The 26,388-nt window shown below is 63.4% G+C and carries 17 protein-coding genes and 1 pseudogene; 9 read left to right on the top strand and 9 right to left on the bottom strand.

The window, feature by feature from the left end; all coding sequences use genetic code 11:
- Positions 1-209 precede the first annotated feature (209 nt).
- From DK412_RS04595 to DK412_RS04580, 3 genes are all read left to right on the top strand, one after another.
- Complete coding sequence (locus tag DK412_RS04595; RefSeq protein ID WP_162596100.1) at positions 210-929, top strand: GGDEF domain-containing protein; 720 nt, start codon at positions 210-212, stop codon at positions 927-929.
- 1,227 nt (positions 930-2,156) lie between these two features.
- The gene (locus DK412_RS04585) at positions 2,157-2,567 is read left to right on the top strand and encodes a response regulator (RefSeq protein WP_204165495.1); all 411 of its coding nucleotides are present in this window, start codon (positions 2,157-2,159) and stop codon (positions 2,565-2,567) included.
- Between the two features lie 131 nt (positions 2,568-2,698).
- Positions 2,699-2,935, top strand: coding sequence for a hypothetical protein (locus DK412_RS04580; protein WP_162596099.1), 237 nt, complete (start codon positions 2,699-2,701; stop codon positions 2,933-2,935).
- Here the strand turns inward: DK412_RS04580 and DK412_RS04575 are convergent.
- Positions 2,932-6,258 (bottom strand): PAS domain S-box protein, encoded by a 3,327-nt coding sequence (locus DK412_RS04575; protein WP_109970985.1) that lies wholly within the window; start codon positions 6,256-6,258, stop codon positions 2,932-2,934. The genes DK412_RS04580 and DK412_RS04575 overlap by 4 nt on opposite strands.
- Before the next feature lie 304 nt (positions 6,259-6,562).
- Between DK412_RS04575 and DK412_RS31340 the strand changes: the two are divergent.
- Positions 6,563-6,898: pseudogene (locus DK412_RS31340) on the top strand (transposase family protein); the annotation flags it as partial.
- On the opposite strand, the gene DK412_RS04565 reads toward DK412_RS31340, so the two are convergent.
- On the bottom strand, positions 6,885-7,265 hold the full coding sequence (locus DK412_RS04565) for a response regulator (RefSeq protein ID WP_245447427.1): 381 nt from the start codon (positions 7,263-7,265) through the stop codon (positions 6,885-6,887). The pseudogene DK412_RS31340 and the gene DK412_RS04565 sit on opposite strands and share 14 nt — an antisense overlap.
- Before the next feature lie 34 nt (positions 7,266-7,299).
- A complete protein-coding gene (locus DK412_RS04560) occupies positions 7,300-9,858 on the bottom strand; it encodes a GAF domain-containing protein (RefSeq protein ID WP_109970983.1) in 2,559 nt (852 codons plus the stop codon).
- 582 nt (positions 9,859-10,440) lie between these two features.
- Here DK412_RS04560 and DK412_RS04555 point away from each other — a divergent pair.
- Positions 10,441-10,833 (top strand): response regulator, encoded by a 393-nt coding sequence (locus DK412_RS04555; protein WP_348629370.1) that lies wholly within the window; start codon positions 10,441-10,443, stop codon positions 10,831-10,833.
- On the opposite strand, the gene DK412_RS04550 is transcribed toward DK412_RS04555, so the two are convergent.
- From DK412_RS04550 to DK412_RS29985, 3 genes are read right to left on the bottom strand one after another with little or no spacing between them, the layout of a single operon-like run.
- Positions 10,784-11,491, bottom strand: a complete 708-nt coding sequence (locus tag DK412_RS04550; RefSeq protein ID WP_109970981.1) for an HWE histidine kinase domain-containing protein — start codon at positions 11,489-11,491, stop codon at positions 10,784-10,786. The two genes, DK412_RS04555 and DK412_RS04550, sit on opposite strands and share 50 nt — an antisense overlap.
- 48 nt (positions 11,492-11,539) lie before the next feature.
- Complete coding sequence (locus DK412_RS04545) at positions 11,540-12,268, bottom strand: Crp/Fnr family transcriptional regulator (protein WP_109970980.1); 729 nt, start codon at positions 12,266-12,268, stop codon at positions 11,540-11,542.
- A 25-nt stretch (positions 12,269-12,293) separates the two neighbouring features.
- On the bottom strand, positions 12,294-12,674 hold the full coding sequence (locus DK412_RS29985; RefSeq protein ID WP_162596098.1) for a hypothetical protein: 381 nt from the start codon (positions 12,672-12,674) through the stop codon (positions 12,294-12,296).
- A gap of 453 nt (positions 12,675-13,127) precedes the next feature.
- Between DK412_RS29985 and DK412_RS04540 the strand changes: the two genes are divergently transcribed.
- Positions 13,128-13,319: a type II toxin-antitoxin system ParD family antitoxin gene (locus tag DK412_RS04540; protein ID WP_162596097.1), complete on the top strand. Its 192-nt coding sequence runs from the start codon at positions 13,128-13,130 to the stop codon at positions 13,317-13,319.
- The gene (locus tag DK412_RS04530; RefSeq protein WP_162596096.1) at positions 13,316-16,312 is read left to right on the top strand and encodes a PAS domain-containing protein; all 2,997 of its coding nucleotides are present in this window, start codon (positions 13,316-13,318) and stop codon (positions 16,310-16,312) included. Before DK412_RS04540 ends, DK412_RS04530 begins: the two co-directional genes overlap by 4 nt.
- 131 nt (positions 16,313-16,443) lie before the next feature.
- Here the strand turns inward: DK412_RS04530 and DK412_RS04525 are convergent, their stop codons facing one another.
- A complete protein-coding gene (locus DK412_RS04525; protein WP_109970979.1) occupies positions 16,444-18,891 on the bottom strand; it encodes a PAS domain-containing protein in 2,448 nt (815 codons plus the stop codon).
- A gap of 1,138 nt (positions 18,892-20,029) precedes the next feature.
- Positions 20,030-21,991: an AI-2E family transporter gene (locus DK412_RS04520; protein ID WP_109970978.1), complete on the bottom strand. Its 1,962-nt coding sequence runs from the start codon at positions 21,989-21,991 to the stop codon at positions 20,030-20,032.
- A gap of 749 nt (positions 21,992-22,740) precedes the next feature.
- Here DK412_RS04520 and DK412_RS04515 point away from each other — a divergent pair.
- Positions 22,741-23,292 carry a DNA-3-methyladenine glycosylase gene (locus DK412_RS04515; protein WP_109975055.1) on the top strand — a complete coding sequence of 184 codons (552 nt, stop codon included), beginning with the start codon at positions 22,741-22,743 and terminating at the stop codon, positions 23,290-23,292.
- A gap of 207 nt (positions 23,293-23,499) precedes the next feature.
- Here DK412_RS04515 and DK412_RS04510 read toward each other — a convergent pair whose 3' ends face one another.
- Positions 23,500-24,150, bottom strand: a complete 651-nt coding sequence (locus DK412_RS04510) for a dienelactone hydrolase family protein (RefSeq protein WP_109970977.1) — start codon at positions 24,148-24,150, stop codon at positions 23,500-23,502.
- Between the two features lie 564 nt (positions 24,151-24,714).
- On the opposite strand from DK412_RS04510, the gene DK412_RS04505 reads away from it, so the two are divergent.
- A complete protein-coding gene (locus DK412_RS04505; protein WP_109970976.1) occupies positions 24,715-26,193 on the top strand; it encodes a protein adenylyltransferase SelO in 1,479 nt (492 codons plus the stop codon).
- The last annotated feature ends 195 nt before the right edge of the window (positions 26,194-26,388 follow it).

Raw genomic sequence — 26,388 nt, 5'->3', positions numbered from 1 at the left:
CAGCCCAGCCACGAGCACCTTGTATCGCTGCGGCGGCCAAACGATCCTTGAGGACCGGAGATTTATATCTCCTTCACGCTAAATCTTATGCTTCGCTTTAAACGGCCTTGTTAGATCAGCATGCACGTACCGCTCTGCCCTTGTTGTTTCGATATGCCTCTCACATTCAACCTGCTTCGGAAGATTCGCATCGCGACGGAGCGAGATCTTTGGTTATATATACGATCCGGACCACTTCATTCTGCATCAGCGTTGCACTCGCACTTGATATCATTCAACAGCTTGTGTTCTTTCAGGACTGGCCATCTGCTTTCCGTTCGTGGGTGATCACCGTTCTTGTCGTAATCGTCGTTGCAGCACCGGCCACGCGCGCAATCGGCAAAGCGCATCTCACTCTCTTTCAGGCTAGCCAGACCGACCCGTTAACCGGGTTGTTGAACCGCCGAGCCCTGCTCGAAGGGGTGGAGGATCGTTCGACGCTAATGGCACTGCTGATCGTCGATATCGATCACTTCAAATCGGTCAACGACCGGCACGGCCATCTCGTGGGCGATCACGTCATTCGTGCCGTTGCCGACATCATGCAGCGCGAGCTCGGCGCGATCGGTCGGATCGGCCGTCTTGGAGGCGAAGAGTTCGCGTTGATCTCCAATGACTGCGATAAGGACAGCCTGCTTCGCCAGCTCGACATCTTCCGGGAAACGATAGCCCGGACGGCGGTCCATGTCGGCTCGACGATCGTATCGATCACGATCTCGGCCGGGGTTGCGACACGCAGACCGAACCAGTCGTTTCAGGCGCTGTATGTCGAGGCCGATCAGGCGCTCTACCGCGCCAAGACCGCCGGCCGTAACCGCATTGTGGTCGCTCCTACTCAGACCTTCCCTTCTCAGGCTGGAATGAGCCTGCCGCTGACCTCAGCAAGCTAACCTACGGCCGAGTTCGGTGACACCTTGTCCAGGGCAGTCGGGTTCTGCTTCCCACCTCCAAATCGGACGGTCCCTCGCAACCAGCGAACTGCTCCCCACTCCATCAGGTATCTCGATGGCGGCGGATCGGGGGTCCGATTGGGGCCATATCCGGCTAGGCCCAAGAGGCACGCTCCTAGCAAAGCTGCCCCACGAGAGCTGAAAGTGTCGTGCTGGGCTCAGAATGCCTGAGGTCCGCCGGATCCACGCAGCAGCGCCCTTGCATCTGGCAGGCCATCGAACACGCTGCACGACGCTCCTGGCGCTTGAGCGCTAACCGCCCTACCCTTCGCTGGGCATGGGGTGAACTGACCCCTTGTGATGCTGCTCGCTGCGAGCCCTCGACATCTCCGTGCGCTCGCCACTCATGGCGGCAGCAAAGCCCCAGAAGGCTCTGCTGCTATCGTCCACGTCGATCAGCGCAGCAGCTGAAGGATGTCCTTGCCGGCCTGGCTCGCCAAAAACAGCGACGGCCTGCCAGGACGTTCAAGAGCTTGATGGCCGTTGAGTGGCCAGCCAATGTCAAGGCAGTGTCCTTTTCCGTTAAACGGAATCGCCAGAGTTTGTTATTGGGAAATAATTTCTATTCCTCCAAGTCGGCCATGCGCCGGTTACGGACGTTCGGTCCGGGTCGTCAGACTGCTGCTCGAAGCCCGACACTGAGCCTTCAAGCTTCGCAGGTTGCGCTACAATCTCCGCGCCCATTCGCGTAAGGGAGGCGTATGGAACCAGGGGCACCGGCATCCGCCGCCCGCATCGGGACTACCTGATTTTCTACTGCGTCGATGAGCGGGCTGCGGTGATCGAGGTGCTGCACATCCTTAACGGAGCGCAGGACTACGACGCGATCCTGTTTCCGCAGGACTGAAGCGGCTCAGTGGCGATCGCTGAGTGCCTTCCCTGGGGCATAAGCCGCTGCATCTCGGGGGTCGATGGCGTAACCAACCATGAGCGCCTTGCATAATTGCTTTGGCCAGTAGCCGCATTGTGCGGTGCAGCAGAGCGTGGATGAAAGCCTTGCATCGCCGCGACGGGATCACGGTTATGCAGCCCTTATGGGCGTTTCCTCCCTAGACTTCGGGCCGCTCGTTCGGGAGTGGCCTCTCTTTTTTGACGACCCCGCGCAGGGCAACCCGTGCGTGGCACCGACTGGGCGAACTTTTCCGCCGCTCGCGGGATTAACCTGTGATGAAAAACGTCGACTCCCACACTTCTCCCTGTGCCTTGGTGGTCGATGACGACCCCCTGATCCGCATGAACGCTGCCGAGATGCTGGCAGACGCTGGGTTTCAGACCCTCGAGGCGTCCCACGTCGAGGAGGCGTTAAACGTCCTCCACCAGCACCACCCCGCGATCGTGCTGCTGTTCACGGATGTGCAGATGCCCGGTGCGCTGGATGGGTTCGCGCTGGCCCGCCATACCGCAGCGCATTGGCCGCACATCTCGATCGTCGTCGCCTCCGGCCGCGCCCAGCCGGGTCCAGATGATATGCCGGAGGGTGCTCGGTTCGTTGGTAAGCCGTTCAGTGCCGAGGTGGTCTTTCATCACCTTAAGCAGGTGGTTCCGGTCGAGCATAAGCCCGAACCGCTCAGAGCCTAACCCTTAGGCTTGGCCTTCGCTGGTTCTGCACGCCGTGCAGGACCGGCCAGAGCCAGGCGCAGCAGGCTTTGCCTTGCGCCCTGGTCAAATGTTCGCGATTTACGCGTGACCAGCATTTTAGGCGGCGATGGATGATCGACGCACGCAGACGTCTTGTGGATGCGATAATTGCCGAGATCATCGAGCATGAGGGCACGGCCCAAGAACTGGCTGAGTTTGCCCACCGGATGGATGTCGACGGCCACCATGCAACGGCAGAGACCATCCGGGCCACAAGCCGTGCCCGCCGGGTCAAAGGCCTCGAGCTACGTGGCAACCTGGCAGCTCTCGCAATCGCCGACCACGAAGCCACCGAGGGCAGCGATTAGCGCCCTCGCCTGGCGTGGTTGACCCGGCGCAGCACGCGGGAGAGCTGGTCAGCGGAATACGGCTTGTGCAGCAGCTCGAAGCCATGATCACCGTTCTCGGCCAACACATGGCTGTAGCCCGAAGCCAGCACGACCGGCAGCCTGGGCAAGCGACGGCGCAACTCCTGCGCCAAGGCGATCCCACCCATCCCCGGCATCACCACGTCCGAGAACACCGCGTCGAACCCGTCGCCCTCCGCGCCGAGACGATCGAGCGCGATTTCGGCGTTGGCGACCCACTCCGGCCGGTAGCCTAGATCCTCGAGGATCTGCGTGGCGAACTTGCCGACCTCAATGTTGTCTTCGACCACTAGCACCTTGAGGCCCACGCCCCCTGGTACCGGTCCGCTCGCATCATCGTTGGACGCTGGCGGAGCCTTCGGTTCAACCTCAGGCAGGTACAGGGTGAACGTGGTCCCCTCACCCACGACGCTGTGCACGTCTACATCGCCGCCGGATTGCTTGGCGAACCCGAACACCTGCGACAGGCCGAGGCCGGTCCCTTTGCCGACCTCTTTGGTCGTGAAGAACGGCTCGAAGATCCGTGCCAGGTCCGCCTCAGCGATCCCGCTGCCGGTATCACGCAGCTCGATCTTAGCGAACGGTCCAGGGCCGCCACCGTGACCCCGGATGGGGGGCATCGAGCCACCGCAACTCAGGCGCATGGTCAGGGTACCCTCACCCTCCATCGCGTCCCGGGCGTTGACCGCCATATTGACCAGCGCGGTCTCAAACTGGCTGAGGTCGGCCTTGATGAAGCAGGGTGTTCCGGGCAAATCGATCGCCACCCGCACGCGTGCACCGGTCACGGTGTCGAGCATATCGCCGATTGCCCGCAGTCGCTCGCCAACATTGAGGGTTTCCGGCTTAAGGGCCTGCCGCCGGGCGAACGCAAGTAGCTGTCCGGTCAGCTTGGCTGCGCGGTCTACCGTTTCAGAGACCGCATCCATATAGCGTCTGCGCCGTTCCTCTGGCAAGTCCGGACGGCGCAGGAAGTCGACCGATGAGCGGATAATCGTCAGCAGGTTGTTGAAGTCGTGCGCGACGCCGCCGGTCAGCTGGCCGACCGCCTCCATCTTCTGCGACTGGCGCAGAGCGTCTTCCGTCTGCGCGAGGGCGTCGGCCTGGTTCTTGTCAGCGGTGAAATCGCGGCCGACCGCGTTGATCATGCCCTCGGCGGGGCTGGTTGACCAAGTGATCCAGCGGTAGCTGCCATCCTTGCAGCGGTAGCGGTTCTCGAAGCGGCTGTACGCGTGCCCCTCGGACGAGGCCTTGGCACCCTCAATCGTGTGCGCCACGTCGTCGGGGTGGATGAACTCGAAGATGGTGCGGCCGAGCAGTTCATCCTCGCGCCAGCCCAGCACTGCGGTCCAGGCGGGGTTCACGGCAGTCATCACGCCCTCGAATGTGCAGCGGAGCATGATGTCGGACGAGAGCATCCAGAGGGCATTGCGATCGACGGTGCGTTCAGCGACCTCGCGTTCCAGGGTGTCGGCACGCTCGGCCAGCAACGCAGCCGCGTCGCGCTGCGCGGTCACGTCCTGCACGAAGACATAGAAGCCATCGACCGCGCCGCTCGCGTCACGCCGGGGTGTATAGCGGATATCGGCAATACGTCGCCGACCGTCCCACCAGGGCCAGTCTAGATCCATCTGGACCGTCTCTCCGGCCAACGCCCGGCCGATCCCCGCGCGGCGCGCGGCCAGGCCGTCTTCCCCGACCAGATCGACCACGGTCCGCCCCATCACGGTTTCCGGGTCCTGCCCAAACCACGTCTTGTAGGCAGCATTGGCAAACCGGTAGGTCAGCGTGCGGTCGATGAACGCCACGAGGACCGGGAGGGCGTCGGCAACCAGCCGCAGTTCCTCCTCACTCGCACGCAAGGCGGTTTCTGCCTGTCTCCGCGCAATGGCCGCGCGGGTCCGTGTCGCCACCTCGCGGATGAAGATCAGCTCGTCTTCAAGCCACTCACGCGGCTCAGCGCTGCAGACAAACAGGAGCGAAACAAAACGGCCGTGCTCGAACACGGGCGTGTTGACGAGCGCCCGTGCGCTGATCGCCTCCAGCGCCTCTGCATAGGCGCTCGTGCGCGGATCGAGGCGAGCATCCGTGACAACGACTGTCTCGCGGCGCTTGATGTCCTCGATGTACGTGCCGAAATCCCGAAAGCGGTGCGTGCCAGCGATGGGGTGCGCGCCGCCGCTGGTCCAGTCGCGTTCAACGGTGATGGTTTCGGCCTCGGGGTCTACTAAACCGTAGCCAACAAGCTGCACGCCAAGGGTTCGACCGAGGAGGCTGGTTGCTATGTCGGCCAGGCTGGCGGCGTCGCCGTCGTGCTCGGTTAGCTGGTTGCTGAGTTCAAGCAATGCCTGGCGGTGCCGTTCCTCCCGTTGCAGCGCCTCTCCGGCCAGGTGCTCGGCCGTGCGGTCGCGCATGATCTTGACGAACCCGATGTGCGCATCGGTTTCGTCGCGCAGCGGCATCATCTCGCCGGAGGCCCAAAACCGCTCATCGCCCTTACGCACGTGCCACCGCTCGTCCGGGGCACGCCCCTCACGCAAAGCAGTGGTCATCTCGTAGGCGGGCCGCCCGTTCGCGTTATCCTCGGGCGTAAAGAAACGTGAGGCATCCTGACCGCACATCTCCTCTGCGGTCCAGCCCATCACGTGCGCGGCACCGCTGTTCCAGTCGGTGACAATCCCATCGCGGTCGGTAACCACGATGGCGAAGTCGAGCACACTGTCGAACACAGAACGCTTACGACGCTCGCTTTCTTCCAGCGTTCGCCGATCCTTGCGGTAGCCGGTCACATCGACTTGGCTGCCAAAGTGATAGAGCAGCTCTCCATCCGCATCGCAGACCGGACTGATATATAGCTCGTTGAGAAATGGGGAACCGTCCTTACGATAATTTAGAATATCGATCGCAAGATCGCGTTTGGCTTTGAGGGCGTCACGGATGGCTCGTACATCTGCAGGGTTGGTGTCTGGCCCCTGAAGGAAGCGGCAGTTGCGACCTAAAAGTTCTTCTGAGCTGTAACCGGAGAGTTGTTGAAAAGCGCGATTGGCAAAAATAATCGGATCATCAGGTTGCCGGGGATCGGTCAGGATCATCGGCATGCGGGTTTTTTCGATCGCCGAAAGCAGCTCGTCATGACCAACCGGGGTAGATTGGATCGGGCGGCCGAACGCGGTGGGCGAGTTCTGCTCTTGGAGTGCCTGGAGGCGCAGAACCTCTGCCTTCAGCTCTTCCCGCGTAAGCGCGTCTAAATCTTGATTGGGCAAACCAATTTCTTCCTTGAGGCTAACTCGGTGCACACACAACGCAATTGACGATGCTTTGGGCTGTTCCAGCCAAGCTTGGCTTTAGGTTGCCCGCAACAGGCTTGTAGCCATGATGCTCAAAACTCACCAGTCGTGGGTACGCCGGATGCTGGCGGGGTCCAACGGTCGGTCAAGCGCATAACTCAGGTCCAAAACCCCGCGTACCAGGTGTCAGTAAAACGGGTTCTTGCTCACTTTGCGTGGATGGCGGTGGATCGCCTCGGACCGATGATGGTCTGATCCGCCCTCCCCATCGTGGGAAGGCATGAACATTCCCTTCGCCATCCCCGAGTGCCGCGTTGCGCATCTCGTCGAACGATACGACGATCACCTCGTCGTCCCGGTGCGACTGGACGCAGCCACAGGCTGCTGCCCAGAGTGCGGGCATGCGAGCCGGTCCGTCCATAGCCGCTACCACCGCCATCCCTCCGATCTGCCGCTGTCAACATCGCAGACCAGGCTCCGCATCGAGGTGCGGCGGTTCTACTGCCGCAATCCGACCTGCCGACGCCGCACCTTCGCGGAGACGCCTACGGACCTCCTCGCACCGCACGCCCAGCGCACGCGGCGGCTTGGCGAGGCGCAGCTTACGGGCTTGTCGACACGAAAGATTGAATGCTCTGGACGACCTTGCGCTGGTCGAAGGGCTTGTCATGAAAGACGCCCCGCGCTGGGATGCGCGACAGGTCTGGCTTGACCGATCCCGTCAGGATCAACTCGATCGGCGGCCAGCGGTCGCGGATCATCGTCGCCAACTGCAACCCCATCACCGACCCGCGCACGTCGAGGTCGGCAACCACGACCCTGATATCGGTGCGTCGTTCGAGGATCTGAATGGCCTTTTCGGCGGTCGTCGCCTCGACGACGTCGCATCCCGCCTCCTCGATGAGGTCGGACAACGCCATCATCTGGACCGGCTCGTTCTCGATAAGGAGAACGATGGCCCGGCGTCCTGTCGTCGAAGTCACGATGTCCTCCTTCGAGGACCTGCGTCTGCCCCGATCACGATGCCACCACTTGGGAGATGGGTGCGCGGAACTCTGCGTCCAGGCCCGTGGCGCTGTAACTCAGGCGCGTGTCGCGCGTGCCGACCAGACCGACTTGGATGAGGCGGGCCCCGAAACCGCGCCGCGTCGGCGCCGTGGCTGGCGGACCGCCGCGCTCCTTCCACGTCAGCACCACCGACCTGTCGACGCCCTCCTCGATGCGCCATGCAACGTGCACTATGCCGCCTTCTACGGAGAGCGCCCCGTACTTGACGGCGTTGGTGGTCAACTCGTGTAGGAGGAGCGATAGGGACAGCGTCGCCTGCGGTGACAGCGCGAGGCTCGGCCCCTCGATCCGGAAACGATCGAGGGATGTCTGGAGAGCCAGGACCTTGTCCACGACGGACCGGATCGGCGCCTCCGCCCAACTGTCCTGCATGAGGACGTCGTGCGCTTGGGACAGGGCGATCAGGCGCTCGGTGAACGCCTGGACCGGTGCCTGGTCCGGAACGGACCGCAGCGTCTGGCTCGCGATCCCCTGGACCATGGCGAGCGTGTTCTTGAGCCGATGCGACAGCTCGCCGTTCAGTATCACCTGCTGCTCCTCGGCCCGTAGCCGCGCGATACCGACCTGCACCCGGTCGGCCACGTTGCGCGCGAAGGCCACCTCTTCCTGGGTCCAGGCGCGCTCGACCGGGCTGTGGACGAAGATCAGTCCTACCGTGCGACCGCGTTCCTGTACCGGGACATTGAGCATCGCCTTGAGGTTGATGGCGGCGAACGTGTCGACCTTGGTGACGGTTCGAGGATCCGCCGCGACGTCATAGACGATGACCGGCTCGCCGCGCGCGATTTCGGGGCCGACGTCGCCGTAATTCGCGAAGCTGTGATTACCGACGACACTGACCTCTCCCGGTGAGGCATTGTCTTGTCGTATCGTGACGAAGGTCACGGTAGGGTCCAGCTCCCCGTAGCCGGCGCGGTTGCCGCCGAGGGTTTGGCCCACGATCTCGGCCGCCTTCAGGCTCATCTCGCGGTCCGTCTTGGCATCCCGCAGGTGGTCGCCCAAGTCGATCAGCGCTTTCCGGCGGACGGCCGCGGCACGGGCCTGCGCCTCGCTCTCGCGTAGCGCCTCCTGGGCCTCGCGCCGCTCAGTGATGTCGGTCACGGAGCCGAACCACTCGACGAGCGTGCCGTGCTGGTCGAGGATTGGGACGGCGCGGGACAAAACCCAGCCGATGCTGCCATCGGCGCGGCGCACGCGGTGCTCGTGCTCGAACGGGCCTTGTCGCCGGATCGCGTCCTCGACGGCGGCCATGATTCCCGGGCGGTCGGCGGGCTCGTTGTAGCGCTCCAGCCAATCCATGTCGGGTTCGGGGGATTGGAGATGCACCTCGCCGTCGAGATCGAGTACGCGCTTCCAGTCCGCGCTCATGCGGTAGATTGAGGAACCCGCGGTAGCGAGGAGCGCCCGGTACCGTTCCTCGCTCCCGTGCATCGCCTTCTCGTCGTCCAGGCGCTCGCGGACCACGGAGAGGAAGCGGGCCATGGTGCCGAAGAAGGCCAGAGCCTCCGCATCGAAAACCGCCTCGTCCGAGGCGCAGAACGAGATGACGCCCACGGTCCGACCGTGGCTCTGAATGGGGTAGCCCGCAAAGGCGTCGATGCCGGCCTGCCGTGCTACGTCGTAGCGGGGCGCGATGCTCTCCTGGACGTTTTCCAAGACGAGGGGCTGCCCGGTCTGCACGACGATCCCGCAGAGCGGCCCGTCGAGATCGGCCCGTCTGAGCGCCGCGCGCATGTCCTCGCTGACCCCGACGTCGTGTGTGAGGGCTAGGTAATCGGCATTCGGCCCGACGTCGTAGATGTAGCACTGGTCGAACCCGAGGCTCGCCGCACCGGTCTCCAGGATGGGCTGGAGCACGAAGCTAGGGTCGCGGGTTTCGAGGAGCGCGGCGGAGGCGCGGGCGACGATGTCGAGGTGGCGTTGCCGGCGCAACTCCGTGCGCTGGGCCGCGACGAGCACGTCGCGTTCCCGGATGGTGCGGCGCATCTCCATCAGCCCGGACACCTGCCGACCGAGCGCGCGCAGGTCGTCCGCTTGATCCGTGGTGAGGCCGGCGGGACGGGAGACGGTGTCGATGACGCAGAGTGAGCCGAGGACGTGGCCGTCCGGCAGGCGCAGGGGCGCCCCGGCATAGAAGCGGATGCGCGGCTCGCCGGTCACGAGCGGGTTGGTCGCCGTACGGGGATCGGCGGTCAGGTCCGGGATGACGAGCAGGTCGGGCTCGATGAGGGCGTACTGGCATACCGACCGGTTCAGGTCGGTCTCGCAAGAGGGGAAGTTGACGCGGGCCTTGAACCACTGGCGGTCGGCGGCGACGAGACTGACCAGGGCGACCGGGGCGGCGCATAACCGGGCCGCGAGGCGCACGATGTCGTCGAACCCGTCCTCGGCCGGCGTGTCGAGAATGGCGTAGGCATCCAGCGCGGCGAGGCGGGTCGGGTCGAGAACGGTCGGTACCGCAGTCGGCGGACCGTCCGGCGCCGCCGCAATATCAATAGCGGCCCGCATCGGTTCCCTTTCGTATCCGGGTCACGCCGCGACCAAGGCCCTTCACCGAAGCATTGAGGAGCCTCGGAGGCGCCCCGCGCCAGCCTGCAGGTTGTCGAACGCCATACTCGCCGATGGTGAGGGCCATGGTCACGGGTGCGGGCGGGAGGATTTGGACGGTACAATGAGGCATGAGGCTGGATGCAACGGACGTGGACAACCCTGTAGCACGCCTTCGAACGACACGGGAACGAAAGTCGGTACGTCCCTCGACCTCCTGACGGTGATCTGGAGCATTCCATAGCAAAGCACGCGGTCAGCGGTCACGTTGCAGTCGTGCATATAGCAATATCTTCCTATCATGCATTCCGGCTTATCACTTGTCGTGGATGGTGATGGTCCGCGCGAGAATGTCGACTGCCGTTCCTGCACCGTCGCGCCCTGGAGCGTGGTCATGCAACCGGACGGACTGGCAATGACGAGGCGATGGCCGACCCTGGCGAGGAGCCGCCTCGTGACCGCTCGAATATTGTCGGCCACACAAAATCGCCTACAATCTTATTCGGCGAGAGGATGCCCGCGACTGAGGGAGGACACATGTCCATGAACACCGACCTCGCGTCCCTGTCAGGTCGCGCCGTGCTGCTGGTCGAGGACGACTACTTCATCGCGCGGCAGATGCGCCGCGGGCTGGAGGGAGTTGGCGCCCAGGTGCTCGGACCGGCCTGCACCTTGGAGGACGGTCTCGATCTCGCCAGAACGTCGCCGCGGATCGACGCGGCGCTCCTCGATATAGACTTGCAGGGCGAGAAGGCCTTCCCCATCGCCGACCTTCTGCGCGAGCGCGGTGTGCCGTTCGCCTTCGCGACCGGTTACGACGGGATTTCCGTTCCCGAGCGGTACGACGCCGTCATGCATTGCTGCAAGCCGGTCGACGTCGAGGCGGTCATTCGGATCCTGGCTCCAGCTGATCCATCGACGGAACCGAAGCAATGACGCGGCCGACTCGGAACGGAAGCGGGAGACGGATCACGCATCTCAGGCCGTCGGGCTCGAAGGCGACCGTCGTCTCGGCCTTCAGCTCGTAGCCCAACGTCTCGTTCAGCACTGCCATGCCGAAACCACGCCGAGCCGGGTTGGCCATGCCTTTCAAGCCCGTCTCCTTTGAGGTGATGACCAAGACGGGACCTTCCTCGACCTGCCAGGCAATGGAAATCCGCCCACCCACGTACGGCGCCAGCGCACCGTGCTCGATGGCGTTGGCGACTAGCTCGTGGATTGCTAGGGCGAGAACCTGCGCCGGCTTCGGCTGAAGCAGGACGTCGGGCCCTTCTAGGAAGGCCGCCTCGCCTTCGAGCGCCCTGTGGCGAAGAAGCTCATCGGCGATCAGGTTGTGCAGGTTGACCTCGTCACGCAGGTCGGTGGTGTTCTGCACCCGCAGGATAGCGTCAAGGCGGTCTTCGAGCCGCCCGACATAAGTCTCCAGATCGTCGCTGGTCTCGGCTGATTGCCGAATAATGGAACGGAACATGATCAGCGTATTGCGCAGCTGATGGCGAAGGGTGCTGGAGACGTGCTTCAGTTTCAGCAGGCGACGCAAGCGGGCATTGTCCGCTTCCAGCTCGCCCAGTCGTGCTGAGTGGGGATCGGGCATGGTGATGATCCTGTCTGCCTCTCGTCCACCGGCCGGTCTCAACTGCGCTCAGGCTGGCCCGGTACTCCTGCAGCGGAATTGAAGGTAGCCCGGATCGAACAGGGATGCTGCCGCCAAGCCGTCGAAATCGTGCAGGACCAATTGCCGGCCCTTGAGCGTGACGAGACCGCTCGCGCGCAGGTCGCGCAGAGTACGGTTAATGTGCACGTTGGACAGGCCGAGTAGGTCGCCGAGATCCGCCTGGGTGATCGGCATCTCGCACTGGTCGCCGCTGGTTAGGCCGACGGCCTTCAGGCGCAGGAACACCTCGCAAAGCAGATGGCCGACGCGCTCCACTGCGGTGCGCTGACCGAGGCTAACTGTCCATTCGGACTGGATGCTGCCGGCGACGAGCGCATCCCACCGGAGCGCTTCGTCGAGGTGCGCGCTCCGACTCGAGAGGTTTCGAAGTGTCTCGAGGGGGATACGGGCAAGCATAACCGGCGTGAGTGAACCGATGGGCTGGCCGACGCGATGAGGCAGCACATCGTGGGGGAAGCAGAAGTCTCCGGGCAGGTAGAGGGCCGTGATCTGCTTGCGGCCGTTCTCAAGCACCCGGTAACGGGCTGCCCAGCCCTGCAGAATTAACGGCACGGATGTCAGCTGGCTCCCCTCCGACACGATATCCTGGCGCGAGCCGATGGTCTGTGCCGGATACGTGATCTCACTCAGCGCTGCCGCATCTTCATGGGATAGATGGAAAGCTTGCTGAAATTTTCGGGCAGCAATGGTGTTCATGCACCTCTCGCATCACCCGTCCTGGTCAGACGAGCATCTTGAAAGTGCCATCAGGCGATAAATGCAAACGTATTGCAGGAGCCGGACGCGGCAAACAACATGGATCAACTCCATCGCTATTGAGTAGCCGAGCGGAGGCAGCTTCTGCTGACGTGGCGAGCTCGATGTACGGCGGGCGATACCGCATAAGAATTATTTCATGGAAAAATAGGATGCCCAGCAACCAAGCATGGTCGCGACGTATGTCCTTCAGCGCCGCGGCGCAATCGACCCATTTCGACTGGAACGGATCCATGCCACGGCGTGCACGATTTGCCAGCAGGTCGGCCGCCTTGGGCAGGTGCCCGGCATTGACGCAACACCTTGCTATGAGGGTGCTGACGTGATTGATGCGACCGACGTGCATCCGTTGTGGCTCGACAGGGCCACAATAGAGGTGGGCCGAACCAATTCTTCCGACGAGACCCAGCCCGCCATAGATGTCAACCGAAGAGCTAAGAGACGGCAGGCTGGAGGTAGCAAAAGATCAACAATTGATAGCCAGGGCGGTTTTAACGGCAAATGCCCGCCGGAGGGTCGGGACCTTGGCGGATGCGCGAAGCTGAAACGACCGTCTCCGTGATTTCGTTGGCTAAACCTCATTAGAGCGTCCCACCGCATGACCCGTTCCAGGCTTTGTTCGCGTCTCGCCTATGGAAGGTATCGCTTGGCCACTGCCATCCATCCGAGCATTCTGTAAAATCAGCGCAGCCAGTTGAACGCCCGAGTGCAGCCGTTACAAAGCTTAGCAGCACAATAGGTCGTTAGGTCGCGGACAATCGATCTGTAAGACAACGTAGGAACGCGCTACGTCTCCGGCATGGCCACGCGTGAAACCATCACAGTCTCGATCACGCCGGAACTGCGCCGCTTCATTCGGGAGCGGCTGCATTCCGGCCACTACGGTAACGCGAGCGAGGTCGTACGGGCGGCGCTCCGCCTCATGATTGAACAGGATCGGACTGCAAACCATCCGATAGCGCCTGTCGCGAGCAAGTCCTCGGACCTATGAAGCACGACGTAATTGAGCCTGTGCCGGGCCATGATTTCGCGGACGATATTGTGGACGTCAGAAGCGTCGAGGCGATCCCCACCATCCTCGATGTCGTCTGTCGCACGACCGGGATGGGGTTTGCCGCGGTGGCACGCGTGACGCGGGAGCGGTGGGTCGCCTGCGCCGTGCACGACAGCATCGGGTTCGGCCTCGAACCCGGTGGTGAACTCGACGTGACAACCGTAATGAGTCACGAGACCCACTGGAATGGCGGCGCCGTGGTCATCGACAATGTTGCCGAGGATCAGGCCTATCACGGACATCCGACGCCGTCCCGCTATGGCTTCGAGAGCTATCTCTCGATGCCGATCATGCTGCCAAGCGGTGATTGTTGGGGGACGCTCTGCGCCCTCGATCCACGCCCAGCGAAGCTGAACACGCCGGCCAACGTCGGCATGTTCAAGGCGTTCGCGGACTTGATCGCATCGCAGCTCGACACGCAACAGCGTGTTAAAGCGAACAACGCACAGCGCGAGCAGAAGGATTTCTACCTCACCTTGGAGGAAGAGCTACGTGGTCTCTCCGATCCCGTCGCGATGATGGAGGCGGCCTCTGCCGCTCTTGGGCATCATCTCGACCTGGATCAGGTCGGTTTCGGAGAGATCAACGAGGCCCAGACGCACGTCATCATCCATCGTGAAAGCACCCAGGGGAATGTCCCCTCGGTCGTTAGCACGTGGTGCATGGATGATTTTGGGCTGACGGTCGCCGCGCGGTTGAGGGCGGGCATTACCGTCCCGATCGACGATGTGTGGGACGACGCCTCGACATCCGATCCCGCCGTGACGGCCGCCTATGACGGTATCGGCGTCCGTGCCATTCTGGACGTGCCGCTGCTGCGCGACGGCCGAATCGTTGCGATGCTGTTCGTCCACCACGCCACTCCCCGTCGCTGGAGCGCGACCGATGTCGCGATGGTCGAGGGCACGTGCATCCGCCTTTGGTCGGCAGTCGAACGTGCGCGTGCCGAGGCCCGCCTGCGCGAGAGCGAGGAGCGTCTCGGTGCGATCTTCGCGAGTGCGACGGTCGGTCTATCCGAGGTTGACCTGACCGGACGCTTTCTCCGCGTGAACACCGAGTTGTGCCGCATCCTCGGACGCTCCGAGACGGCGCTGCTGCAACTCGGCGTCGCCGACGTGACGTTCCCCGATGACCTTGCGCCGAGCTTTGCCGCGGTGAAACAGGTGATCGAAACCGGCCGCAGCGCGACGCTCGACAAGCGTTACGTGCGGCCGGACGGCTCGATGTGTTGGGCCAACAGCAGCATCCAGCGGCTCGACGACGCCCACGGACACGTGCGCAACCTTCTCGTCGTCACGGTGGATCTAAGCCAGCGCAAGGCGACGGAGGAGGCGCTGCGCGCCAGCGAGGAATTCAACCGCCGTGTCCTTGCCAGCTCGGCTGATTGCGTCAAGGTACTCGACCTCGATGCGCGGCTTGAATTCATGAGCGAAGGCGGCATGTGCGTCATGGAAGTCGATGATTTCCGCGTGCTTGCGGGCAAGTACTGGCCAGATATGTGGCAGGGCGAGCAGCGCACCCTGGCGCTGAAAGCCATCGAAGAGGCTGTGCAGGGCCACACCGGCCGCTTCCAGGGCCACGCGCCGACGATGAAGGGGACACCGCGGTGGTGGGACGTCATCGTGACGCCGATGGCCGGCGCGGATGGCCGGCCCGAGAAGCTGTTGTCGATCTCGCGCGACGTGACGGCGGCAAAGCAGGCTGAGCTGCGCTTGCGAGAGTTGAACGAGACGCTGGAAGAGCGGGTCGCGGCCCGCACGTCCGAGCTGGTTCAAGCCGAGGAGGCGCTCCGCCAGTCGCAGAAGATGGAGGCCGTGGGCCAACTCACCGGCGGGGTCGCGCACGACTTCAACAACCTGCTAACCATCATCCGCTCGTCGGTGGATTTTCTGCGGCGGCCTGAACTGCCCGAGCTGCGCCGGGAACGCTACCTCAACGCGGTGTCGGAGACGGTCGATCGCGCCGCCAAGCTCACGAGCCAATTGCTCGCATTCGCACGCCGGCAGGCGCTCAAGCCCGAGGTGTTCGACGTCGGCCAGAAGGTGCGCGGCATCGCCGACATGTTGGATACCGTCACGGGCGCACGCATTCGCGTCGTCACGGAGACGCCGGACAACCCGTGCTTCATCCGCGCCGATCTGAGTCAGTTCGAAACGGCGCTCATCAACATGGCTGTCAACGCCCGTGATGCGATGGCGGGCGAGGGCTTGCTCATGCTCCGCCTTGCCTGCGGCAGCGCCATGCCGCCGATCCGTGGCCATGCCGGGGCGCAGAGTGCCTTCGCCGCCGTCTCGCTGACCGATACCGGGTCGGGGATCCCGCCGGAGGACCTCGCCAGGATCTTCGAGCCGTTCTTCACCACCAAGGAGGTCGGCAAAGGTACGGGCCTCGGACTCTCGCAGGTGTTCGGGTTTGCCAAGCAATCCGGCGGCGACGTCGACGTGACCAGTGTAGTGGGTGAAGGCACCACCTTCACGCTCTACCTGCCTGAAGTTTCAGTCGATGAACTCAGCGAGCGCGAAACGGCCGACAATGACGGCCCGGCGCCGGTCGGCGGCGGGCAGCGTGTGCTTGTCGTCGAGGACAATATCGAGGTCGGGCGCTTCTGCACTCAGATCCTCGAAGACTTGGGCTATCGAACCGAGTGGGCGACCAACGCCGAGGATGCCATCGACAAGCTGGGCAGCGACGGCGGCGGCTTCGAAGTGGTGTTCTCGGATGTCGTGATGCCTGGCATGGGCGGCTTGGCGCTCGCCAGAATCGTGAAGCGGCGCCTGCCGCATCTGCCGGTGGTGCTCGCGTCCGGGTACAGTCACGTCCTGGCACAGGAAGGCTCGGAAGGGTTCGAGTTGCTGCAAAAGCCATATTCGGCCGAGCAGCTCTCGAAGACCCTGCGCCATGTCACGGCTCGAACCTCATCCACTAGGTGACGGCCGACAGTGGCCGGCCTCCATCGCGTGTGTCGGCGCGCCGCAGGTCGTACTACGGGCCTACACATAGCGAGCGCCAGCCGAGGAAGTGCTTCGATCGAACGCGGTCTTCCGGGACATCCGTTCCAAGGTTACCCCGTTCTATCCACGAGCTTTGCGACGGCGTCAACGATTTGGCGAAGCTGCACCGGTTTCTCGAGCCGCTCGATGTCATTGAATTTGGCGGGGATGATCTCCTGATTGTAACCGGTAATGAAGACGAACGGGATGCCCTGATCCTTCAAGGTCTCCGCCAACGCGAACGACGGTCCGTCGCCGAGGTTGATGTCGATGACCGCTGCGTCGGGACGCTGCTGCGTCAGTTCGGCCCTGACGTCCTCCCCGGTCGAACTGGGCCCTAGCACCTCGGCTCCTGCACCCCGAAGACCGCGTGCCGCGTCGGTCGCGAGATAGTAGTCGTCTTCGATCACCAGGACGCGAAGGCCGCTCAGATCAGCCTCACCAGTCATATCCAGCGATCCCCCGAACACCGTCGCCCGCTGCGGAGCACCCGTTTCCAGAATACTGTTCTTGTTCAGTAGCGGGAATTCCAAGTGGCAGTGAGCACCACCCGGCTTGATCGTCAGCTCGCCTCGGCCCTTCAACTCGTAAGGGATGCGGCCCTCGATCAGTTCGGTGCCGAAGCCGCTACGCCGCGGCGCTGATGGGCCCGGGGGGACGCGCTCGGGCGCTCCCTCCTCCGTCCAGTCGAGGCTGAGCCATGAGCTTCCCCGCCGCTCGAAGGTGGTCCAGCGCACGGTCACGCGGCCTGACGAGGCGGAGAGTGCCCCGTACTTCAGGGCGTTCGTGGTCAGTTCATGGACTGCAAGGGTCAGGACCTCGGCAGCCTTGGGTGGCAGAATGACGTCCGGCCCGTCGAGCACGTATTGTCCTCTATGCCTAGCCTGGGCGCTGAGTTCATCCTGCACGATGCTGGTGATGCTGGCTCCGGCATTGGCGGCGCGAGTGAGCAGCGCTTGAACGCGAGCGAGCGCCAGCAGCCGCCCCGCCATGAGGCTAGCATAGTCCGAGACGCTCTTGGCCTGCTCACCGGTATGGGCGGTGATTGCACTGATCTGTGCCATGATATTTCGCACCCGGTGCTGCAGCTCGGCGAGCAGCACGGCCGTGTGTTCGGTGGCGAGCTTGGCCTCGGTCTGGTCGTGCGCGATGCCGCCGATGCGCTGTATTCGGCCTTGCGCGTCATGGAGCGGGAAATCGGTGCTCCTGATCCAACGGAACGTACCATCGGAGGGCCGCTGGATGCGGAACTCGTGCACCACCGCTTCGCCCTGCCGCGCCCGTTCGAGGCATGCGAGGGCTCCCGGGCGGTCCTCGGGCACGATGAGCCCAGCCCAGCGCTGCACGTCACCAACTATGGCGTCAGTCGACACGCCGTAGATCGCCTCGATGGCAGGATTGACATACTCCATGGCGAGTGTCGCCGCCTCCCTGATCCAGAGCCCATCTGAGGACGACGCTGCGAACTGCGCGAACCGCTTCTCACTCTCCTGTAAGATAGTTTCGGCCCGAGCCCGCTGGATCGCCGTCCACATCCGCTCGGCCGTTTCCTCGACGAGGACGATGTCGAGAGCGGTCCAGTCGCGAGGTTCCGTCTGAACCACGCACAGTGCCGCTTCGAGGACGCCATCCTTGGCAAGCGGAACATCGATCCAGGCCAGGACGCCCTGCGCTGCGTAGAAGGCGCGCTCCTGCTCGGGTAGTTCGCGATCAGCAGCTATGTCGCGAATGACCCAGGTGCGGCCGTCGCTGATGCGCTCATAGGTTGAGCGGAACATGTCGAATGGATAGCGCCCTGCCAAACTCGACAGGCCCGGCACAAGGTAATCGTCGGCGACGATGCCATAGCCAAGCGTCGGCTCGTACTCGACGTAGTAGGCCCGCGACGAGGAAAGTTGCTCACCTAGCAGCCGGCACGCCTCCGTTCGCGCCTGTGCTGCGCTTCCAAGTGGCCTCAGGGTGTCGCTGAGCTTGAGGAGAAACGCCTGTCGCTCCTCGTTTTCACGGAGGACCACCTCGGCACGTTTGCGGGCTTCGATATCGAAGTTCAACCCCACCCATTTCTCGACCTGGCCCTCCCCCTTGAGCACGGGGGTCGCGCGAACATTCGTCCAGCGCCAGCCGCCGTTAGGTGCGCGAAGGCGGAACTCGGCATCGACGAATCCCTGAACCGCGATGGCTGCTTGCCATTGTCGCTTGGCATAGGTCCGGTCGTCGGGATGGATCGCGTCCAGCCAACCGTAGCCAAGCCATTCCTCGATTGTCTGCCCGGTATAGGCACGCCAGCTTGGGCTGTCGGCAACGACGACGCCATTGGCATCGGCCTCCCACACAGCCTGCGCGCCCCTCTCGATAAGGAGACGGTTCCCCGCCTCGCTCTCGCGCAGTCGTGCGATAGCGATGCGGCGAAGTTCTTCACTCTGGCGGAGAGCAGCCTCGATCTGAGCTTTCTCATGCAGGGCTTCTCCAGCCGTCGCAAGGCGACGTTCGAGATCGGCGATGATGGTGTTCTCATTCATCCGCCTAATTCAGCACGGGGGGAGTATGAGGCGCTACTCCGTACACGTGTTCGCCTTCCACCCTTGAGGGCGTCGCCCGAGCGGATCGGTGGCTGGAACGACCGGTGCCAGAGCCGAGTCGACGGTTCGCTGCTGCCGGCTCCGCCCTCCTTTTTCGGCGTGGCACTCGGCGGCCTCACCGCCCGCGAATTCAGAAATCATTGGAGGCTACGCCTGACCCCGGGAGCCGCATGCTGTCAAGCCGAGATCTTTCGTCGGGCTGAAACGGATACGGCGGCCGTAGTCCCTAAGTCTGCTATTTACTATTTACCGGACAGTCGAAATCGGACTTCTAAAGGTCTGCAAGGGGTCACATCCGGCTGGGCCCACGAGGCGCGCTGCCGGCAGAGCTGCCCCACAGGGGCGAAGCTGTCGTGCTGGGCTCAGGATGCCCCAGGACCAGCCGGGCAGCGCAGCAGCAGCCCAGCAGCAGGACGTTCCTCGAACGCGCTGTACGACCTTCCTAACGCGTCAGCGCTGCCGCCCTCCCCCACGCGGGGCGCGGGAGCGAATTAGCCCTGAGGATGCTGCTTGCTGAGCGCCCTCGACATCTCCGTGCGCTCGCCACCCATGGCGGCAGCAAAGCTCCAGAAGGCTCTGCTGCTATCGTCCACGTCGATCAGCGCAGCAGCTGAAGGATGTCCTTGCCGGCATGGCTCGCCAAAAACAGCGACGGCTTGCCAGGACGTTCAAGAGTTTCATGACCGTTGAGTGGCCAGCCAATGTCAAGGCAGGTCCTCTTCCGTTAAACGGAATCGCCAGAGTTTGTTATTGGCTAATAATTTCTATTCCTCCAAGTCGGCCATGCGCCAGTTACGGACGTTCAATCCGGGTCGTCAGACGGCTGCTCGAAGCCCGACACTGAGCCTTCAAGCTTCGCAGGTTGCGCTACAATCTCCGCGCCCATTCGCGTAAGGGGGGCGTATAGAACCAGCAGCGATATGTTCATAGCATTGTGTTGCGCTTGTCATCTGCGGCGCCGATTCAAGACGACTTCTGCGTGGGCATTGACACTTCACGAGTTTGGGCGCGGAAATAGATGAAGGCCCCGCCACTGCTGACTACATCAAACAGAAGTAGGGGTAGCTTTCGATTGCACCTATCTGGCTATTCGTGACGGCATAGCCGGCGCCATCTCCTTGTGCAAAGCCTCCAGACACGTCTCAACGGCCTGGCGCAGCGAGATTACGTAGTAGTCGGCTCCCACCTGTCGACGCAGCGCTTGATCAGTGAGGATCGCATCCTCCGCAGGCCATAGGCCCACCAGAATCGGCTTGCCCGGCACTTTCTCCTGCAATCGCTGAAGCAGGTAGCGCAGGTGGGCTGGGTTCCCGCTGATGTCGAGGTAGGAGATGCACACCATCGCTACGCCCGTCACGTCGAGCGTGCGCACGTTATCGCGGCTCACCGCCTCATGCGGCACGACCCGCGCCCCGAGGCCGTGCTTGCCGAGGAGCTGAGCCAGCATCGACGAGGCTGCCTCATCCAACGGCCCTCGCCCAGCGATGCACATGACGGGTGCCTCTCCTTGCCACACGGCTGGCCGCATCGCGGGCTCGGGTGCCTGGCCCGGTACATCCTCGTTCTTCGGGTGCTCCTTCTCGGCCAGTGACGCCTCGGCGCCCGCTTTGTCGGTTCCTGCAACCTCCGGCACCTCATCTGGGCGCTTGGCAAACTCCCTCACCAGCGATTGCGTCAGTTGCCGGATCGTGTCGAGCTGCTCAGTCTCGAGCACACCGCGCTGGTAGTCGTTGGCCGCCAACTGCAGCGCCTTGAGCGCCACTTCATCGTAGTAGGACGACAGCGAGCGCTCCTTGAGCAACAACTCGGCTTGTTCTTGCGCCTCGTCCGGGTCGCCTGCCAGCATGCGCTGATAGAAGTTCTCAACGGGCGTCAGAGGTGGTCGGTCGCCGAGCAGTACGTCGAGGAACTCCAACCGCTCGACGTGGCGGCCGAGCACCACCAGGCAGACGGTGAACGGCGTAGCCAAGATCAGCCCGATCGGCCCCCACAGGAAGCCCCAGAACAGGGTCGAGACAATCACCGCGAACGGCGACAGGCCCGTCGAGTGACCGTAGAGCAGCGGCTCGACCACCTGCCCAAACAGGGGCTCGGCGATCAGGAACAAGGCTGCAGCCCAAATCGCCATCGACCAGCCTGGGTCGGCCGCGGCTGCGAGCGCCACAGGGAATACGCCCGAGATCAGCGCGCCGATGTAGGGCACGAAGCGCATCAGCGCCGAGAACACGCCCCACAGGATCGGGCTTGGCACCCCGATGAACCACAAGCCGATGCCCACGATTACCCCGAAGGCGGCGTTCATGCCGAGCTGGGCGAGGAAGAAGGTGCCGAGCCGCCCCGCAGCATCGTCCATTGCCATGGTCGTGCGGTGCAGATCGCTCGAGCCGAATAGGCGGATGAGCCGGTCGCGCAGGTCCTCGCGCTGCATGAGGATGAAGATCACCACCACCAGCACGATGCCGACCGTGGTGAGCGGCGAGACGATTGGGCCTAGAACCTTCTCGGCGAGAACGATCGGTGACGGGTCGGGCTCCTGCACCTTCACCAGCACGGGCTTGGGTGTCTGCCCGCCTGACTGAGCCACCGGGGTGTCGGTTGCCGCGGCTTGGTTGGAAGCCTCACTGACTTGGCGATTGAAGCGGTGGATGAGTTCGTTGGCGCGCCCGAGCATTCCCTCCTGCAGGCCTGCCACCTTGCGCTGCACGGTGGTCTGGTACTCGGGCAGGTTCTTGGCGAGGTCGGCGACCTGCAGGCCGATGACGCCGCCGATGGACAGGATAATGCCGAGGGCGAGGAGTACAGCGGCGATGACGGAGGGCACGCGGCCGAGGTGGAAGCGGCGCAGGAGGTTGACGACGGGGGTGAGAACGAAGCTTAGCAGAACGGCGAGGACGAGAGGAATGAAGACTTCGCGAGCGAGATAGAGAGCGGCGACCACGACCACAGCGACGGCGAGGGTAGCAAGCCCGGAGGTTCCGGGCGTGGCGGGCGGAGGCACGCGGGTGGGTTGAAGTGAGGCACGGCCGGGATCTCGTGACATACGCTGCTCCGGGAGGCTGCACCCGGCGGACGCCGGCTGAGGGACCGCCGGTAACGCACCGAGCTGCTGCCTAGATCACCTCACATCGGTGAAAACTGCGGGGGCATGTTCAAGCACCTAATGGCCTCCCCGCAGGCCGGCCTCGTTCTGCCGAGCTCGACGTGAGATGATAGCCCCCAAAACGGACCAGCTTGGGCGCGCCACGGCCGCCAGGCAGCACTGGATCCGGCCGTACCTCGACGAACCTGACCTGGCCGGACCTTCAGAGCCACGCGGCGGGTCCAATGAGAGTTAGCTTGCGGCATTCACCTGAGTTCAACTGAACTTGCATTGGACCGCGATAGGGCTCCTGCACCAGATTGTTGGCCACCAGCCAGCACTGAACGAGATCATCCAATCGGCTCACTGTCTGGCTGGGGCCTAATGGCCGGCGCGCTGTGAGGCTTGCCAGATGAACTTTCTACCTGAGATTGCTCCTCGGCTTCTTCGAGGCCGGGCTCATGAAACCCCTGCGCGGGACCCTCGTGCCGTTTGGCCGCGATTCGACCTCTGAGCTTTGACGTGAGGTGTCCGGTGCGTTGGTCGTATGCCGCCTCGGAGAGCGCCTCAGTCTGGATCGTTGTGTCGGGCATGGGACAACTCACGTTCAATCGAGGAAACGCCCCTGCTGCCTGGCAGGTTCGCGCTGCTTCGATGTGCGAGGTGGCTGAGACAACAGACTGGCTATTTCTAGAGCTGCTATGACCCAAATGCCCCCTTCTTGGTTCGCACGTCCTGCCGCGACTGCGGCCGCTGATCTGATCGGATGCCGCCTTCTCGTCGACGGCGTGGGTGGCATCATCGTGGAAGCCGAAGCCTACGATCAATCCGACCCTGCCTCGCACAGCTTCTCGGGGCCGACACGGCGCAACGCCAGCATGTTCGGCCCGGCGGGGCACGCCTACGTGTACCGATCGTATGGGCTGCACTGGTGCATGAACATCGTCTGCGAGGTCGGCAGCGCGGTGCTCGTGAGGGCGCTCGCTCCGACGGTGGGGCTTGATCAGATGGCGGCACGTCGGCGCACGACGGCGCCACGCCTCCTCTGCTCCGGCCCGGGTCGCGTTTGCCAGGCTCTGGCCATTACCGGCGCGCACGATGGTTGGCCCATCGACCGCGCGCCCTTTCATCTTTCCGGGAGAGAGGGGCCGGTCATGGTAGTGTCTGGTCCTCGCATTGGCATCACGCGCGGCGCTCAAACGCCTTGGCGGTTCCTGCTCGCAGGTTCACGTTTCGCAAGCCGGCCACTGTCGCCCAGTTAGACGTACTCGCCGTTGGAACCCGCTTCGCCGTCAATGGTTTCGAGACGGGCGACGACGGCCACGCTTACCTTCGGACCATATCAGCTCGCATTGTGACAATTGACCAGAGCTTCAAGCGCACGATCGACAATGGTGTCCCCCTTCCCCGCGAACCGCACGAGGCGCGTGACAAATCAAGAGTCGGGCCTGTCGCTCGGTGTTCAGCCCTCAGCGCAGGCATCGATCTAGGAAACGCGCAGTGCGCACAGCCGCGTCGAACTGAGCCACTCCGGTAAAACCATGCCCGTGATCTGGGTAGATCTGGATCTCATAAGGAGTGCCCTGCTCCTTGAGTAGGCGCTCAATGCTGTAGGCCTGGGACACCGGCACAATGGCATCCCGGGCGCCATGCAGAATCAAAGTCGGCGGCAGGCGTGGTCGCCGTGCAGCGAGATCCTCCGGCAGGGGACCGAAATAGTCCACTATGGCCCTCACACGCCCATCGGAGGCAGCTGTCTCGAGCGCCAACGCGGCACCGAGCGAGATGCCCACGATGCCGAGGCGTTCGGCATCAACGCCGGGTTGTTGCGCTAGCCAACTCAACGCGTCGCGCACGGTCCCGACCCAGAGTGGGAAGTCTTGCCTGAGCCTGCTATAGTTGACGCGCCGGTCGCCTGTGCGATCGAGGTAGTGCACGAAGGCGACATGATAGCCCGAAGCGGCTATGGTGCGTGCAGCGAAGCGGTAGCCATCCACAAAGGTCAGTCCATCAGCGCCGTGTAGGAGCAGGACAGCAGGTCCAGCGATGCTTAGACCGTTGTCTGGCGCGCCGAACCACTCGACCTCAATGTCCGTCTCTCCACTTGCGAAGCTCAGCATTTCTAGATCCATGTTCATGCACCGCGGGCAAGGCCGATGGCGCCCAGGCAGCTTCAACTCTCACATGACAGAATGGATGCGCGTCGGTCTCGCCGGAGCGCATTCAGGACGTCCGGTGCAGAGCACAAGGTCCCGGAGGCTTCGATTGATCCATTTCAGGCCTTCAGTACCAAGCCTCGAAAAGCTCGTTCATGCTTTCGAAGCAGAACCTTTCGCTGCGCGGCTCAACATTGATCGGCTTCTCACGAGATGGTCTGGGTTCAAAGGTAGTGCGGCGATGGCCTAACCATTTCATGGCCGGTTCGAGCAGGCGCCCCGGCCTTTTCGAGCGCCAGAGCCGGATCCCGCTCTGAACGTCACCGAACGAGATCGGATGGAGACGCTCGTAGCCCTTTTACGGCGTCCCGAAGCCTCATCGAGACGAACCTGGCAGAAGCTCGGACGTTGGCAATGCGGGTGATGCGGCCGGCGCGCTCGCCTCAATCTCCGGCCGGATAGGCATTCGAGCCGGGAGCCCGGCCCGTGCGATGTCGCTAGAACATCGTCGGCCTCGCACCGAAGGTAGTGGATGTGACGTTCTCCTTCAACAACACATATTCCCGGTTGCCTGACAGGTTCTTTGCCCGCGTTGATCCGACCCCGGTCAGCAACCCGTCGCTTATCGCGGTGAACCACGAGCTTGCAGAGCTGCTTCAGCTTGATTTCCACTGGCTCGCTAGCCGTGAAGGGGTCGACGTGCTCGCGGGCAACCGCGTACCGGAAGGGGCCGAGCCGATCGCGGCCGCCTATGCCGGACATCAGTTCGGCCATCCCGTGCCGCAACTCGGCGATGGACGAGCCGTCCTGATCGGCGAGACGGTCGACCGGGACGGTGTTCGGCGCGACATCCAGCTCAAGGGCTCGGGTCGGACGCCCTTTTCTCGTGGCGGAGACGGGCGTGCGGCGCTGGGGCCGGTCATCCGCGAGTACCTCGTCAGCGAAGCCATGGCCGCGCTGGGCATACCGACAACGCGAGCACTTGCAGCCGTCGCTACTGGGGACAGTGTTATCCGCGAGCAGTCGCTTCCCGGCGCCGTGCTCACCCGCGTCGCCTCCAGCCACATCCGGGTCGGGACGTTTCAGTATTTCGCCTTCCGACGTGACGTCGACGGCGTGCGGGCCCTGGCTGACTACGTCATCGCCCGGCATTATCCGAGTGCGGCAGAAGCCGAGTCCCCCTATCGGGTGCTTCTCGACGCGGTGGTCGCGCGTCAGGCCGATCTCGTCGCGAAGTGGCTGCTGGTCGGCTTCATCCATGGGGTCATGAACACGGATAACATGTCGATCTCCGGCGAGACGATCGACTACGGGCCTTGCGCCTTCCTTGATGCCTACGACCCGGCGACTGTCTTCAGCGCCATCGACCAGCTCGGCCGCTATGCCTACGGCAACCAGCCCCGCGTCGCACAGTGGAATCTGACCCGGCTGGCGGAAGCGTTGGTGCCGCTGCTTGCCGAGGATACCGAGGTTGCCATTGCGGCCGCCCAGGAGGTGCTCGCTGCGTTCGCGCCCCGGTTTGAGGCGGCGTTTCACGCTGGTTTGCGCCGGAAGCTCGGCTTATCGTCAGAGCGGGAGGGCGACGTGGCGCTGGGCCAGGACCTGCTGGATCTGATGCGGGACAACCAGGCGGATTACACGCTGACATTCCGACATCTCGGGACGGCTGCCAGCGACCCGACGGGCGACGAGGGCGTCCGAAACCTGTTCGTTGACCCCACAGCCTACGACCGCTGGTCCCAACGCTGGCGCAAGCGCCTGGCCGAAGATCCCGATACGGTCGCGGAACGCCGGGCGGCGATGGATTTAATCAATCCGAAGTTCATCCCGCGCAACCATCAGATTGAAGCGGTGATCGAGGCGGCGGTCGAGCGCGGCGACCTCTCACCTTTTGCCGAGCTGCGGACCGTGCTGAGTTCGCCCTACGATGAGCAGCCGCAGTTCGAGGGCTACGCCGCGCCGCCGAGCGAGCAGCAGCGCGTCCTCCAAACATTCTGCGGGACATAACCACCTGTCCATCTCGACAACGAAGTCGACCTGGCGCGAGATGCAGGCGTGGCCCAATCTTTATCATTAAGGCGTCAGATGAACTTTCCACGGCCGCGTCGTGCACGCGGCAGCGCCTCATGCTCCGGAGCCGCTCAATACGTGCGCCTGTTGGGAGCGAGGAACTCCGTTTCCCCTCTCCTCGCCAATCCGGGC

This window comes from Methylobacterium sp. 17Sr1-1 (assembly GCF_003173775.1).
In the GTDB taxonomy this organism is placed as follows: Bacteria; Pseudomonadota; Alphaproteobacteria; order Rhizobiales; family Beijerinckiaceae; genus Methylobacterium.
This window is presented reverse-complemented; position numbering and strand designations above follow the sequence as displayed.

Bases quoted from the DNA above. Each gene is read 5' to 3' on its own strand.
- DK412_RS29985 (WP_162596098.1), bottom strand. From the start codon at position 12,674: ATGCACGTCGGTCGCATCAATCACGTCAGCACCCTCATAGCAAGGTGT.
- DK412_RS04530 (WP_162596096.1), top strand. From the start codon at position 13,316: ATGAAGCACGACGTAATTGAGCCTGTGCCGGGCCATGATTTCGCGGAC.
- DK412_RS04560 (WP_109970983.1), bottom strand. From the start codon at position 9,858: ATGCGGGCCGCTATTGATATTGCGGCGGCGCCGGACGGTCCGCCGACT.
- DK412_RS04525 (WP_109970979.1), bottom strand. From the start codon at position 18,891: ATGAATGAGAACACCATCATCGCCGATCTCGAACGTCGCCTTGCGACG.
- DK412_RS04515 (WP_109975055.1), top strand. From the start codon at position 22,741: ATGCCCCCTTCTTGGTTCGCACGTCCTGCCGCGACTGCGGCCGCTGAT.
- DK412_RS04580 (WP_162596099.1), top strand. From the start codon at position 2,699: ATGATCGACGCACGCAGACGTCTTGTGGATGCGATAATTGCCGAGATC.
- DK412_RS04545 (WP_109970980.1), bottom strand. From the start codon at position 12,268: ATGAACACCATTGCTGCCCGAAAATTTCAGCAAGCTTTCCATCTATCC.
- DK412_RS04550 (WP_109970981.1), bottom strand. From the start codon at position 11,491: ATGCCCGATCCCCACTCAGCACGACTGGGCGAGCTGGAAGCGGACAAT.
- DK412_RS04520 (WP_109970978.1), bottom strand. From the start codon at position 21,991: ATGTCACGAGATCCCGGCCGTGCCTCACTTCAACCCACCCGCGTGCCT.
- DK412_RS04585 (WP_204165495.1), top strand. From the start codon at position 2,157: ATGAAAAACGTCGACTCCCACACTTCTCCCTGTGCCTTGGTGGTCGAT.
- DK412_RS04510 (WP_109970977.1), bottom strand. From the start codon at position 24,150: ATGCTGAGCTTCGCAAGTGGAGAGACGGACATTGAGGTCGAGTGGTTC.
- DK412_RS04555 (WP_348629370.1), top strand. From the start codon at position 10,441: ATGAACACCGACCTCGCGTCCCTGTCAGGTCGCGCCGTGCTGCTGGTC.
- DK412_RS04540 (WP_162596097.1), top strand. From the start codon at position 13,128: ATGGCCACGCGTGAAACCATCACAGTCTCGATCACGCCGGAACTGCGC.